Below are 13,408 nucleotides of genomic sequence, written 5' to 3'. Positions count from 1 at the left end.
AGTACGATGGGAAAACCAACAGGATTTATGGAAATCAAACGTGAAAAAGGGAAGGAACGTGACCCGTTAAAACGTTTAGGTGATTGGAAAGAGTATGCTGCTCCTTTATCTGATGAAGCGCTAAGCCGTCAAGGGGCACGATGTATGGATTGTGGCACACCTTTTTGCCACATGGGAATGGATATTAATGCTTTTACTTCTGGATGTCCAATCTATAACTTAATTCCAGAGTGGAATGATTTAGTTTATAAAGGACGCTGGAAAGAAGCTTTAGAGCGTTTAATGAAAACGAACAACTTCCCGGAGTTTACAGGACGAGTTTGTCCTGCTCCGTGTGAAGGTTCCTGTACGCTTGCTATTTCAGATCCAGCCGTTTCGATTAAGAATATCGAACGCGCTATTATTGATAAAGGCTTTGAGAATGGGTGGATTACTCCGCGTATTCCGGAGAAGAGAACAGGCAAAAAAATTGCTGTTATTGGCTCTGGACCAGCAGGCTTAGCAAGCGCAGATCAGCTGAACCAAGCGGGTCATTCAGTAACGGTATATGAAAGAGCAGATCGTGCTGGCGGTTTATTAACATATGGAATCCCGAATATGAAGCTAGATAAAGAAGTAGTGGAAAGACGTGTTCGCTTATTGACGCAAGAAGGTATTGATTTTGTAACGAATACGGAAGTTGGAAAAGACATTACTGCTGAAGAGTTAAAAGAACAATATGATGCTGTAATTTTGTGTACAGGGGCTCAGAAGCAAAGAGATCTAGTATTAGAAGGTCGTGAAGCAAAAGGAGTTCACTTTGCAATGGACTACTTAACAACTTCAACAAAAAGCCTTTTAGACTCTAACTTCAAAGATGGTCAATTTATTGATGCTGAAGGAAAAGACGTTATTGTTATTGGAGGCGGAGACACTGGAGCTGACTGTGTAGCTACTGCTCTTCGTCAAAAATGCCGCAGCGTTGTTCAGTTTGGTAAACATCCTCAACTTCCTGCTGAGCGTACGGCAGATAATATGTGGCCTGAATATCCGCATGTATTTAATCTTGAATATGCTTATGAAGAAGCACAGGCGAAGTTTGGGGACGATCCACGTGAATATTCAATTCAAACGAAAAAAATCGTGGCAGATGAGCAAGGCAATCTAAAGGAACTTCATACGGTTCAAATGGAAAAAGTAAAAGGTGGAAATGGACAGTACATCTTTACCGAAATTCCAGGAACAGAAAAAGTATGGCCAGCTCAGCTTGTCTTTATCGCGATTGGGTTTGAAGGTCCAGAGCATCCGGTTCTATCAGCGTTTGGTGTTGAAACGAAAAATCGTCGCGTAGATGCAGCGTATGGAAATTACAAAACAAATGTTGAAGGTGTTTTTGCTGCTGGTGACGCTCGTCGTGGGCAAAGTTTAATCGTATGGGCTATTCATGAAGGTCGTGAAGTAGCTAAACAAGTTGATAGCCATCTAATGGGAGCAACTGTATTACCATAACAAAAAACCGTCACAATTGTGGCGGTTTTTTGTTTATCTAGGATTTGGCACTTCATTTCCTCTACGTAAATTCTCAAATGAAACGGTTAAAATCGTGTTGGTAATTCGAACTTGTGAAGCGGGGGAAACGCTGTATAAGTTAAAAAGTTCAAATATCCAGGGGTCACGTTTTTTTAACTGTCGCGCGGCTTTTTCAACGCGTTCGTTAATAGATCCGCTGTAATTGTTATAGTTATCATCAACAAATCTTACAATGGAACGAAATAAGTATTCTGTTAGTTTGCTATCCATCCCGCCTCTTTGAGCATCTCTGTAGATGGACTGATACTGTCGTTTTAAAATTTTCATCACTCTGTCTACATCGCGTGTAGATCTAACTTCCTCTTCTTCATGCAGGATATAAGAAAATAAGTCTTCATTGTATCTATAAGGTTCTAAATAATTTTCATTCGTAGTAGGAACCACTGGATGGTAATAGCGCGGCATATAGGGGTAAACCCATTGACTGTACATGAAACATTCACACCTTCCTCGTTCATTTCCCATTAGTTTATGCACGAGCGTGCTAGCTGCTGCATGTTTGTTTTAAATAAAATTTAGGAGTTTGATAATAGGACCACCCTCTAAATTCTTGATAAGTCGATATAAAATAAATGTAAATTGGTGTATTTAGCAAGTCGGGATAATGTTGAAAAAACGCTTGGTCTCCGTAAAACATTGCTTCTAAAGCAAGGGGGAGTTCACGGCGGAAAATCTGATAACGAAGCTGCGCTTGCTCGCGGCTGAACTCGCCTCCGCTAACAAAAACTTCGCCTTGAATAACTGCTTGTCGGTCTGTTACGTGAAGCGCAGCTATTACTTCATCACGCGTATTTTTATCTATCGCCTTGTTGTTATATGAGCATCCGATGCTTAAAAAAAGCTGACCGGTTGTATCAGAATGAGTAAGAGTATATTTTCTTCCGGAAACCGGATAGGAGGAAGTAGCAGGGGGAATAAGAGTCGTAGAAAGTTTTGAAGGATTAAACGAACTCATAGTCATTGACACTCCTTTTTTTGAATAAATTTCAATATTATACGGCGCTATAGGCTCAATTGTGATAAATGTCTACTTTCTTTCTGTAAGAAAGGCGTTTTGATGTACTTTTTGAGAAAAGGATGGTAATATTTAGCTGGAATTATGCGTGTACAGTCCCCAAGAGTGTCTTCAAAAGCAAATGTGAATGGAGGTTATCACTTGAATATCACAACGTTTGACGGTAAGTATGGAAACTGGCTAACGACTAAAAATCCTCTTCAATTTCAAGCAGCGACTGCCTATGGGAACATTGGGCTGGCTCCTATCTATTGGGGAACAAAAGAAGAAAAAAATGGATGGTATTACATGTATCAGCCTGAAGAAATAACGGGCGTTCAAGTAGAAGGTGAAGTTGATGGTGGTAAATTTCTCATTCGAATTCCTGATGATTGGAATGGAAAGTTAGTTATGTCAGGAGTCCCAGCTACCCGAGATGAGAAATCAACGGATTTACTATTCAGTGACTATGTGTTGGCAAAAGGGTTTGCGTTTGCTGCTTCTGATAAAGGAACTCAGGGAGAAGAAGTGAGAGATGATCCATTTGCTAAAGCAAAGAACGCTCTAGTCAAAGAAGAAGACTCCATTAGAAAATGGCATATTCAATACCGAGAAGTAACAAAACTAGCTCAGAGATTTTTGTTTGAAAATTATCGTCACAAACTTCAAAAAGAAGTGACGGAATATTTTGATATAAAAACGTATGCGTTAGGTATTTCTAATGGGGGTTATGTTGTTCGCTATGCTTTAGAAAACGATGGGAAAAATGGGGAGCCTCAGCTTTTTAATGGAGGCGTTGAATGGGAAGGGGTTATGTGGCGAGCTGATCACGATAACTTGATTACTTCCTTAACCCCTGTTGTAAATCATGCCGAAGAAGCACTGTACACCGTAGGTGAATCGCAAAAAGAAGCTTTGCACCGTTTGTATCAAGCAGGGTTGCCAAAAGGATCTGAGTTTTTATGGCCATATCATGATCAGTATTATTGGTTTTTAACGCTTAATATATATAGAGATGAGTTTGACAGTCAAGCACCTCGAAGCATTCCATGGCAAAAATACTTGACTCTTTTTGAAAACGGAGTTAGAGATCGTTCATTAGATTCTATTTTTGAAAAGTATGATTATCAAGAAAGACCGCAAGATGTAAAACAAAGAGTTCGTGAAATTGAAAATACAGGTGATATTTCCGTTCCGTTGATAAGCATTACAGGGTCGTTAGATGCTCTTATTTTTCCGGATATTCATGCTTTTCCTTATGAACAACTGGTAAAAGATTCTGGTAAGCAGCACCTTCATCGTCACTATGTAATTGAAAATGGCAACCACATTGATAGCTTAGTATGGAATCATCAAATTGACCCAGATCGAAAGCTTCAGCCTCTCCTGCCTTATGTGTATCAAGGATTTGAACTGCTATGTGATTGGGTGGAGAATTTTGAAGAACCTCCGAAAAATAAGAAAATAAGTGCGCCTCTCAAGGAAATGCATGTAAAGGATCTAAAAACAGAGGAAGACGTGCTGCCGTTGACTACAAAGAAAAGCATATCAACAGAAAAATAAATCGTTCAAAACCGTGCCAAAGGTGCGGTTTTTAATTTGGAAAAGCAATGTTTGAATAAAAACACCTTTGGTGAATACAAAATATTATAGTACGATAAGAACGGAATATACGTTATTTGTTATTTATTTTCATCTATTTAAAATAAAAATAATAAAAACATTGAACAAAACCGAACTTTTGTGTTAGATTAATAACTATAATTCGTACATTTATTAAATGGCTACAGTTGAAAGGAGCAAAAAACATCATGACAGCGAAAGTAATTAAAGGAAAAGAAGTAGCGCAAGAACTGCGCGCCGCATTAAAAGAAGAGGTAGCTCAATTAAAAACAAAAGGTATCGTTCCTGGTTTAACCGTGATTTTAGTAGGAGAAAATCCTGCTTCTCAATCATATGTAAAAGCAAAAGCAAAGGCTTGTGAAGAAATCGGTGTTGCATCTGAAATTATCAAACGTGACGTATCGATTACTGAAGAAGAGCTTTTAAACGAAATCCATCACTTGAATGGAAATCCATCTGTTCATGGTATTCTTATTCAACTTCCATTACCAAAACATATTGATGAAAAAGCAGTATTAAATGCTGTATCTCCTAAAAAAGATGTAGATGGCTTCCACCCGGTAAGCGTAGGGAATATGGTTATTGGCGATGAGTGCTATTTACCATGTACACCACACGGTATCGTTGAGTTAATTAAACGTTCAGGTGAAGAAATTTCAGGTAAGCATGCGGTAGTAATTGGACGAAGCAATATTGTTGGTAAACCAGTATCCATGCTGTTACTTCAAGAAAGTGCAACGGTAACAATTGCTCACTCTCGCACAAAAGATTTATCTGCTTTAACAAAACAAGCTGATATTCTTGTGTCAGCTGTAGGACAACCTAGACTTATCAAAGCAGATGATATTAAGCCGGGTGCCATTGTAATTGATGTAGGTAACACAATGGAAAATGGTAAACTCGTTGGTGATGTTGATTACGAAGCGGCTTTAGAAGTTGCAGGTTATATCACACCAGTACCAGGCGGAGTTGGTCCGATGACCATCACAATGTTATTGAAAAATACGGTAGACGCTGCTAAAACAATTAACAACGTAAAATAATAAGAAGTAAAAAAGAGGCTGAGACAAAGGTATTTTCGTTGAATGAAGATCCGAACGAGTTTGATTCTTGATTGAGAATCAAACTCGTTCGGATTTTTTCATTGATAAAGTCAACACAGGTTTCATGTATGGAGGTGCTTCTAGCTGGTGATTGGAGGGCAAGGCGAAGACTTCCGCAGAAAGCGAAATCTTGCGCGGAAATCAATAGCGGTGTTACAAGTGACAATAATGGATAATTTATCTATTTTATTCGTCTTTAGGTTGGATTGATTTCGTTATGTCTGAATCTTTTTTTGCTTCAGTAATGGAATGGAGGCTAATAGAATAGAATGTAACAACCTGTATACAAAGAGGAGGAAGCGATGGTTACGTTGCCTGCAACCGTATATTCTCAACAAATGGTGAAGAAAAAGTTAAACGTTTACTATCCAGTTGTGCATTTGACTAATCAAGCTGTTCAGCACAGCATGAACAGTAAAATTTTGCAGCGCACGAATGAATTAATTCGTCAGCAGGGATATGGAGAAAATCCGGATACAGAAGAAACGGGTTATTATGAGTTGAAAACAAACGAGCGAAATGTGCTCAGCTTAACACTTGTCAATTTTGCTTATTCCGGGGGAGCGCATGGATTGACCATTGTCGTTCCATTAACGTTTAATGTGCTGACTGGAAAAACGTATCAACTCAAAGATCTATTTAAAAAAGACAGTAATTACGTGAGCATTCTTTCTAAAATAGTAGGAGGGCAAATAAAAGAGCGTGATATTATGGTTCTTGGAGAATATAAAGGAATTAAACCAGATCAAGATTTTTATATCGCCGATAAGTCACTTGTGCTCTTTTATCAGCTGTATGACCTGGCTCCTTACGCATATGGAATTCCTTACTTTCCAATTTCTATCTACGCTATTCAAGATATTATTGAAGATGAAAGTCCACTTGGACAAATGTTTGGATAAAGTTATAAAAAATTGCGATGCGGCCGTACGTATCTTTTTAATTCGGCCGCTAACTGCTGACGAAGCGAACGAACGCCAATCGCTTCAGCAATATCTTTTGCTACAGGAAATACCCCCACTTTAGTGATATGAACACGAAGATAACCCTCATACAAGCATCCTCGGTCTGCATGCTTGATTTTGGTGCGTACAACAGCTTCTATTTTATCGTTTTCATTTTGCAAAGGGTAAGAATCTGTAATATGAAAACGAAAAGAATATTCCTCCATCACCATCATCCTTTTTCTATGATATGTACTAGCATACTACACAAATAGTGAATCAGAAAAAATAAATGTGTCAAAAAGGCAAAGCGCAAAGCAATCAAGGAAGCAGTTTCTTGTATGTAATGATCATTATTTGTGAACGATAACAGAAAAAGACAAAAAGCTGGAGTTGCGATGATAAAAATAGCATTCAAAGGATTACTTATTATTTTATCTCTATATATTCTGTACGTGGTTATAGCGGCGGTGGTTCTCTTTTATGTACCTTTAAAAACAGGAGAGGAAACGGCCTCAATTAAACCGGCTAGCTTTTTTGGTCACAGGGAGTCTACGGACCGAGTGAGACTTCTTGAAGATGGTTATGAGGCAGGAAGAGTTCGTATTCAAATGATTCAAGAAGCTGAGAAATCGATTGATATTGCATATTACTCAATAGGAAAAGGAGAGTCAACTGATTTAATTATGGCCGCTCTTTTTAAAGCAGCTGATCGAGGCGTCCATACTCGCGTTCTTTTAGACGGGATAGCTAACGGCTTGCGGGGAAACCGAAGAGGCGTGCTCTACGCATTAGCCTCACATCCTAATATTGAAGTGAAGTATTATGAACCGTTTCAATTGTTTAAACCATGGGCGTGGCAAAATCGTATGCATGACAAAATAATGATTGTAGACGGAGAGCTAGGCATAATAGGGGGACGGAATATAGGGGACAAGTATTTGGCTAAAAAGCCTCCTCCAGATTTCGTCTATGATCGTGATGTCTTTATTACAAACAGCAAACATAAACAAGATAGCGTCATCACTCAAATGCAAAATTATATAAATGAATTATGGGCTCATCCTTACACTAAAAAAGCTTTTCATCATCTCACGCAGTACCAGGTCGATCAGGGAAAAAGGATGAAAGCTTTGCTGCTGCAGCAATATGATAAAGCTAAGCAAGTAGGAGAAACGTTTGCGACGCCTAAGATTGATTGGAATGCTTCCACCGTTCCTACAAAGCGTGTTTCTTTTATTCATAATCCAATTGAACGCTTTAATAAAAGGCCTTTTATGTGGAAAACGTTTATTAACCTGGCAGAAGAAGCTAACCGCTCTGTTCTTATTCAAAGTCCTTATGTGGTGCCAACCAATGCGATGAGAAAGTATATAGCAATGAAAAAGAATCCAGCTGTTCAATGGACGCTACTCACAAATTCAGTTACATCTACGCCCAATGTGTTGGCTTTTTCCGGGTATATAAGTATGCGTGATACGATTGTGAAGACGGGTGTAAAGCTTTACGAATACCAAGGACCTTATTCCATCCATGCAAAGTCTGTGATTTATGATCAAAGACTGAGCGCCGTAGGCTCTTTTAATTTAGATTCCCGTTCTACATTTTTGAATAATGAATCAATGGTCATTATCGATAGTCAAGAATTTGCAAAAAAGCTGACGATGGCGATGGAAAACAAAATGGATAAAAGTATCCTTATTGCCAACCATAAGCGATGGATTAAATCTCCTGACATCCAAAAGAAAGAAGAACCTGTTATGAAGCGAACCTTCCTATACGCCTTTGCAAAAGTGACGAGGTTTTTTAAGGAATTTATTTAAACAATCGGCAGTAGAACAAAAAGCACTCAATGGTATATCCATTGAGTGCTTTTTGTTACATATCTTATAAATAAGTGAATAAATAAACTTATCACATAACGTAAATTATCCTCTTTTATTTATTGGAAAAACTAGGTAGTATAAACATAATAAACAAAAAGGAGGAAGGCACGTGGAGACCGCCGTTTTAATGAAACCAGATGCAGCTTATAAAGAGGCTTATATGAGCTTTTATCATGAATGGAAAGCAAGCGGAGAAAAAATGATTCCGTGGGTAATTGCTAAAGATCCTGCTTACTTTGAAAAAATGGTTCAAGAGTTGTTAGATGCAGAAAAAGGGATCGGATTAAAAAAAGGATATGTACCCGATTCCACCTACTGGCTAATGCATCACAAAAAAGTAATAGGCGTAGTTAATATCCGCCATGAGCTAAGTGAAATACTGCGAAACAGCGGAGGACATATAGGTTATGGTATTCGGCCAAGCGAAAGACAAAAAGGATATGCGAAGCTGCTACTGAAGTTATCTCTTCAAGAAATTAAAAAGCTGGGAGTTCAACGGGCATTAGTTGTGTGTGATGATTGGAACACTGCTTCTCATCGAACTATTCTGGCAAACGGTGGTATACAAGACGAGGATTATATAGAAGAGGACGGAGCTGTCGTTCAACGCTTTTGGATTCATACGGATAAAATGGCATAAGAAAGAGGTGAATTCTTCAATTCTCCTCTTTTATGCTTAGTCATATTGTTTTAAAGCTAACTTCAGCCGCATATAGGTATACATGGCGTATGCCTGTCTTCCTTTTAAACTGTACGGATTTGCTTTGGAGCAAAGACAGTTAAGAAATTGCTCATCACATGAGCGGCATGATCCATAATCTTCATAGCATAAATCATGGTATTTACAGCAGCAGTCTACATCATTTACAGGACATCCGGGACCACTGCATCCGGGACCACACCATTTATAGCCAGGGAAGAGGCAGGGCGTTGCTTTCCGTTTGTTCGGAACAGACATAATCATACATCCTTTTCAATAGTCTCTTTACATTAAATGTAAAAAAGAGAAAAGAGACAGGGACAAACACCTTGCAGCAGCAGCCTAATTTTCATGAATTTCTATCTAATCGATAAATGCGTCATTCATCCGCATTAGTAGTTTGCCAAACAGCTCCTTTTCTTCATTTGACCATTTTTTTAACATACTATGATAGCGTTCAAGGCGCATTTGCTTATCAGTTTGCAGCATTTGTTTTCCACGTGGTGTGATGTCAAATAAGCTGACGCGTCCATCCGAAGGATCAGAAGAGCGGGAAATAAACTTTTTATTTTCTAAAGCAGCAGCTTGTCTAGACAAAGTTGAAATGTCGAGTTTAAATGCTTCTGCTAGCTCTTTTACACGAGCTGGTCCAAATTCATCTAATTGCCGCAATAATAAATAAGCTGATCTTTCTAGATTTCCTATTTTATTTTCAGAATTATCAAGATAGACGGCTCGTCTAATAAAGGTAGTAAGTTGATATTCAATCAATTCAATTGAATTTTTTTCTTGCATTATAATCTCTCCTTACAAAATCATTCATTGACAAAGAAATATATACTTGTATAATACAAATGTATATATAGTTGTATAGTACAAGTAAAAGTAGGTAAAGTAAAGGATGTTTATATAGTTAAATGTTAGACAACATGACAAAATAAAGAGAGGAGGACAGCTGTTCTTTATCTATAGGACAGCGACCTATAATGAAAGTGATACGAATCATTTTACAAATCGCGATTCTTTATGCCTTTTCTATGATTGGCGAAGCTGTTCACCACATGCTTCACCTGCCTATTCCAGGCAGTATTATAGGCTTAATTTTAATGCTCATTTGCTTAACGTGCAAAGTTGTTCCCATCAAGGTGATTGAAGACGGAGCAAGTTTCTTGTTATCTTTTTTACCTTTATTATTTATACCAGCTATGGCGGGAGTGATGAATTATCCTTCGCTTCTTTCAAGTAGCGGAGCGATTTTGTTTTTAATTATTGTGCTTAGTACAATCATTACGATGGCTGCCGCGGGGGCTGCCAGTCAACTTTTAGAAAAGAAAGCGAACAAACGAAAGGAGAAACAACAGTGCAAGAACTCTTTATCGCGCTCTTTATAATTATAGCTACAGTTGCTCTGTATCTAGTCATGGCGAAAGTATACGTACGGTTCTCCTACCCAATTCTTATTCCAGTGTTAACTACAACCGTATTCGTTATTCTTCTTTTGCTTGCTTTTCATATTTCTTATGACGAGTATATGATTGGAGGCAAATGGATTAATTCACTTCTGGGGCCAGCGGTTGTTGCATTAGCGTATCCACTGTATAAACAGCGTGAGATGCTAGTGAAATACAGCATTCCTATTATTGGAGGAGTGTTTGTAGGATTATTTGCAGGCATGATTAGCGGACTTGTGTTCGCTGAAGTATTCGGCATTGACCGAAGCCTGATTTTATCTATTGTTCCTAAGTCTATTACCACTCCCGTTGCAATTCAAATTGCCACGGGACTAGGAGGGGTGCCATCCATGACTGTGGTATTTGTTATGATTGCAGGCTTTTCGGGAGTAATTCTTGGACCTTTACTTTTAAAGTGGATTCGTATTAAAAGTTCTTTAGGAAAAGGAATTGCCCTAGGCAGCGCTTCTCATGCGCTAGGAACTTCTAAAGCATTTGAATACGGTGAACTAACGGTATCGATGAGCTCGGTATCAATGACGTTAAGCGCTGTACTGGGCTCGGTTTTTGGGCCGATTGTTGTCTGGCTATTCCAAGTGTAAAGTGAGATAAGTAAATACGGAAAACAATCCTGTTTGAGTTCAAAGAGGATTGTTTTCTATGTCAAATGACGAATTTTATTCGCAGCAAACTTTCAGTTGTGCGGCTCTTACTCTGGTACTATAATAAAAAGAAAGAAAATTCATAAAATAACCGCTTTTTTGTTATTTTTAGGAAGGCTAGTCAATTGTCGATTGAGTAAGTAGGCTTAGTCAAGGTTATATACGCAGTAAAAATAGCAGAAAAGAGGAGCTGAACATATTTTATGAAAGAGGAGCTCGTGTATATAGGAAAAAAGATTCTTGAACATAAATATAGCTTGTCAGAAAAATTAGCCGAACGTTTAGATTCTACGCATACGCTAAGTATAGAGGAATTAAAAGAAAAGAAAATTTTGAAATGGCGAGTGTCAATTATGGAGTACTTTGGAAGAGCGCTATTTGAAGAACAAGAGGATGTACTTAAACTTGTTAAAGAATGGGCACTTGACACGGGAAAATATGCAGTGGAAAAAAATATTCCTTTAGAAAAAGCACTCGGTATCCTCCCAATCTATCGCAGCGTTATTTGGGATGTATTTACAAGAGAACTAGAGGAGCATCAGTTTGCAGCAATTACCATGCTGCATGTCAGTGAGCGAATTGATCCGCTTTTAGATACGGTAACATGTGTTTTTGGTCAAATTTATGATGAGCATAATCGATACATGATGAATTTAGCTTACACGTCACTAGAAGAACTGTCAGTTCCGCTCGTACCTGTCACAAAAGGTATCGCTATTATGCCGATTATTGGAGAAATTGATACCCATCGCTCGCAAGTTATTATGGAAACTTGCTTGAAAAAAGGGACAAGCCTTCAATTATCCTATCTTATTTTGGATATTTCAGGTGTCGTGATTATTGATACAATGGTAGCAGACAATCTGTTCAAAATTCATCGATCTCTCAAATTAGTAGGAGTGGAAGCTATTATAACAGGGATACGACCGGAAATTGCCCAAACGGTAGTGAAACTGGGAATTGATTTTAATCAAATTAAAACAGAAGCAAATTTAGAAGCAGCGCTTTTAAAAATTGGGTTTAGACGTCCTGAAGAACATAGCCGCGCGGATGTGTCATCACGGCGCATAAAATGACCGGTTATGAACATGCAATGGAGATATTCCTTCTTCTAAACGTCGGTATGAAATATGGATTTCAGCAGATAGAAAGTAAGCGCATAGTAAAAAAGCGGATGTTAATCAACATCCGCTTTTTTACTTAATAAATGCCATATGCCATGGTAGCACAAAAGCATAAACGAGGAAGTATACCACTATTGAATAGATAAAAAACCAGCCGTTTAAATGCATATAGCCACTTTTAATCATTCCGTATTCTATGAGTAGTGAACCAGCGCAAAAGAGAAGTGATAAAACCCATTTATTTTTAGCTGTTAAGTAAGTCAAAAATAAAATGGAAAGGGAAGGTGGAATAAATGTATAGCTTAGAATATCTCCAAGTCCTGTAACTTTTGGATCTCCCAAATCAATCATGTTAAAAACACGCGTAATGATAACATCACAAAGCCATCCGACAAACCCAACTACGCAAAACGTGATATAAAAATCTCGCCAAGTTAGCTGTCGTTTAAATAAAACAAGGGCAAGAATAAATAAACATAAACTAACGGTAATCGGAAACCACAAACCATGTGCAGATAAGTCTAAATGCTGAATTGCTTGCTCCAACATTGTTCACCTCAAAAGGAAGAGTTAGTGTTGAAGTTAGCCTATGTTATGGAAAGTATTTTATACATTTTCTACGCGTTGCGTGTATATTCTTCTCGCAAGATTGAATATAACTTTAAGTCTTGGTGAGCTCCCTTAATAAACATGGCTTTTCGAATCGTTCCTTCATAAGACATGCCGATTTTTTTCATCACTTTCTCAGAAGCGGCATTTTCAACAAAGCACCTCGCCTGAATGCGCACTAAATCCATTTCTTCAAATCCAAACGCAATTACTTTTTCAGCTGCTTCCGTAACAAATCCCTTATTCCAATATGCTTCAGAAATCGCATAGCCAATTTCCGCAATGCGATGAGTAGGGTTCCAAGTGACAAAGTCAATGGTGCCAATACATTTTTTTAAGGCTTTGATTTCCATAGCCCAAGGAGAAATGGATTGGTTGCTGTACTGCTTTAAAACGAAGGAAACAAACTCTTTTGTATCTTGAAGCTTTCGGTGCTTTTCCCAATTTACATATCTGCTTACCTTTTCATTTGAGGCATATTCAAACATGTCACGCACATCTTTTTTTGTAACTTTCCTCAAGCGGAGTCTTTCGGTTTCTAGTGTGGGTAAATTTCCGTATATATCTTTTACTTGAATCATAAAGTTGTCTCCTTTCCCAGCAAGAAGTGGATGAAGTGTTGATAATAATGTTTCATAGAAGCTGCAGCATTCGAAGAATACGCTTTCTATTTCATTTGCTTGATTCTTTAATTGTAAAATATTTCATTGGTGAGTGTAAGAGGTCAAATGGGTTTTAAAAAA

General features: G+C 38.1%; 17 protein-coding genes. 10 read left to right on the top strand and 7 right to left on the bottom strand.

Features of this window, described 5'->3' with window-relative positions; all coding sequences use genetic code 11:
• Positions 1-6 precede the first annotated feature (6 nt).
• Positions 7-1,488: a glutamate synthase small subunit gene (gene gltD / locus AC0KUU_RS09885; RefSeq protein WP_043982133.1), complete on the top strand. Its 1,482-nt coding sequence runs from the start codon at positions 7-9 to the stop codon at positions 1,486-1,488.
• A 33-nt stretch (positions 1,489-1,521) separates the two neighbouring features.
• Here the strand turns inward: gltD and AC0KUU_RS09880 are convergent, their stop codons facing one another.
• A complete protein-coding gene (locus AC0KUU_RS09880) occupies positions 1,522-2,001 on the bottom strand; it encodes a hypothetical protein (RefSeq protein ID WP_016763905.1) in 480 nt (159 codons plus the stop codon).
• Positions 2,002-2,053: 52 nt separating this feature from the next.
• Positions 2,054-2,524 (bottom strand): staygreen family protein, encoded by a 471-nt coding sequence (locus AC0KUU_RS09875; RefSeq protein ID WP_043982134.1) that lies wholly within the window; start codon positions 2,522-2,524, stop codon positions 2,054-2,056.
• Between the two features lie 201 nt (positions 2,525-2,725).
• Between AC0KUU_RS09875 and AC0KUU_RS09870 the strand changes: the two genes are divergently transcribed.
• The 4 genes from AC0KUU_RS09870 (at position 2,726) to AC0KUU_RS09855 (ending at position 6,191) form a co-directional block, all read left to right on the top strand.
• Positions 2,726-4,126: a tannase/feruloyl esterase family alpha/beta hydrolase gene (locus AC0KUU_RS09870; protein WP_043982136.1), complete on the top strand. Its 1,401-nt coding sequence runs from the start codon at positions 2,726-2,728 to the stop codon at positions 4,124-4,126.
• Between the two features lie 248 nt (positions 4,127-4,374).
• Positions 4,375-5,229: a bifunctional methylenetetrahydrofolate dehydrogenase/methenyltetrahydrofolate cyclohydrolase FolD gene (gene folD / locus AC0KUU_RS09865; RefSeq protein ID WP_016763907.1), complete on the top strand. Its 855-nt coding sequence runs from the start codon at positions 4,375-4,377 to the stop codon at positions 5,227-5,229.
• Between the two features lie 147 nt (positions 5,230-5,376).
• Positions 5,377-5,499: a hypothetical protein gene (locus AC0KUU_RS09860; RefSeq protein WP_272911201.1), complete on the top strand. Its 123-nt coding sequence runs from the start codon at positions 5,377-5,379 to the stop codon at positions 5,497-5,499.
• A 92-nt stretch (positions 5,500-5,591) separates the two neighbouring features.
• Complete coding sequence (locus AC0KUU_RS09855) at positions 5,592-6,191, top strand: DUF3298 and DUF4163 domain-containing protein (protein ID WP_043982138.1); 600 nt, start codon at positions 5,592-5,594, stop codon at positions 6,189-6,191.
• A gap of 2 nt (positions 6,192-6,193) precedes the next feature.
• On the opposite strand, the gene AC0KUU_RS09850 is transcribed toward AC0KUU_RS09855, so the two are convergent.
• Entirely contained in the window at positions 6,194-6,460 is a 267-nt protein-coding gene (locus AC0KUU_RS09850; protein WP_043982140.1) for a hypothetical protein, read from the bottom strand.
• Between the two features lie 171 nt (positions 6,461-6,631).
• On the opposite strand from AC0KUU_RS09850, the gene AC0KUU_RS09845 reads away from it, so the two are divergent.
• On the top strand, positions 6,632-8,056 hold the full coding sequence (locus tag AC0KUU_RS09845; protein WP_043982635.1) for a phospholipase D-like domain-containing protein: 1,425 nt from the start codon (positions 6,632-6,634) through the stop codon (positions 8,054-8,056).
• A gap of 190 nt (positions 8,057-8,246) precedes the next feature.
• Positions 8,247-8,759, top strand: a complete 513-nt coding sequence (locus AC0KUU_RS09840) for a GNAT family N-acetyltransferase (protein WP_043982636.1) — start codon at positions 8,247-8,249, stop codon at positions 8,757-8,759.
• A gap of 36 nt (positions 8,760-8,795) precedes the next feature.
• On the opposite strand, the gene AC0KUU_RS09835 is transcribed toward AC0KUU_RS09840, so the two are convergent.
• Positions 8,796-9,077, bottom strand: a complete 282-nt coding sequence (locus tag AC0KUU_RS09835) for a hypothetical protein (RefSeq protein ID WP_078081757.1) — start codon at positions 9,075-9,077, stop codon at positions 8,796-8,798.
• A 105-nt stretch (positions 9,078-9,182) separates the two neighbouring features.
• Positions 9,183-9,614, bottom strand: coding sequence for a MarR family winged helix-turn-helix transcriptional regulator (locus AC0KUU_RS09830; protein WP_043982142.1), 432 nt, complete (start codon positions 9,612-9,614; stop codon positions 9,183-9,185).
• A gap of 191 nt (positions 9,615-9,805) precedes the next feature.
• Here AC0KUU_RS09830 and AC0KUU_RS09825 point away from each other — a divergent pair, with 191 nt between their 5' ends.
• The 3 genes from AC0KUU_RS09825 to AC0KUU_RS09815 all read left to right on the top strand — a co-directional run bounded on the left by AC0KUU_RS09825 (position 9,806) and on the right by AC0KUU_RS09815 (position 12,008).
• Complete coding sequence (locus AC0KUU_RS09825; protein ID WP_043982144.1) at positions 9,806-10,210, top strand: CidA/LrgA family protein; 405 nt, start codon at positions 9,806-9,808, stop codon at positions 10,208-10,210.
• Positions 10,180-10,872 carry an LrgB family protein gene (locus tag AC0KUU_RS09820; RefSeq protein ID WP_043982145.1) on the top strand — a complete coding sequence of 231 codons (693 nt, stop codon included), beginning with the start codon at positions 10,180-10,182 and terminating at the stop codon, positions 10,870-10,872. The genes AC0KUU_RS09825 and AC0KUU_RS09820 overlap by 31 nt, the downstream gene beginning before the upstream one ends.
• A gap of 263 nt (positions 10,873-11,135) precedes the next feature.
• The gene (locus tag AC0KUU_RS09815) at positions 11,136-12,008 is read left to right on the top strand and encodes an STAS domain-containing protein (RefSeq protein WP_043982146.1); all 873 of its coding nucleotides are present in this window, start codon (positions 11,136-11,138) and stop codon (positions 12,006-12,008) included.
• 120 nt (positions 12,009-12,128) lie between these two features.
• Here the strand turns inward: AC0KUU_RS09815 and AC0KUU_RS09810 are convergent, their stop codons facing one another.
• Both AC0KUU_RS09810 and AC0KUU_RS09805 read right to left on the bottom strand, forming a co-directional pair.
• The gene (locus tag AC0KUU_RS09810; RefSeq protein WP_013082943.1) at positions 12,129-12,605 is read right to left on the bottom strand and encodes a hypothetical protein; all 477 of its coding nucleotides are present in this window, start codon (positions 12,603-12,605) and stop codon (positions 12,129-12,131) included.
• A gap of 68 nt (positions 12,606-12,673) precedes the next feature.
• On the bottom strand, positions 12,674-13,246 hold the full coding sequence (locus AC0KUU_RS09805) for a GNAT family N-acetyltransferase (RefSeq protein ID WP_014460341.1): 573 nt from the start codon (positions 13,244-13,246) through the stop codon (positions 12,674-12,676).
• Positions 13,247-13,408: the final 162 nt, after the last annotated feature.

This window comes from Priestia sp. ST2 (genome assembly GCF_055810735.1).
Note: the sequence above shows the minus strand (reverse complement) of the source record. Positions and strands in the feature narration are given on the sequence as shown.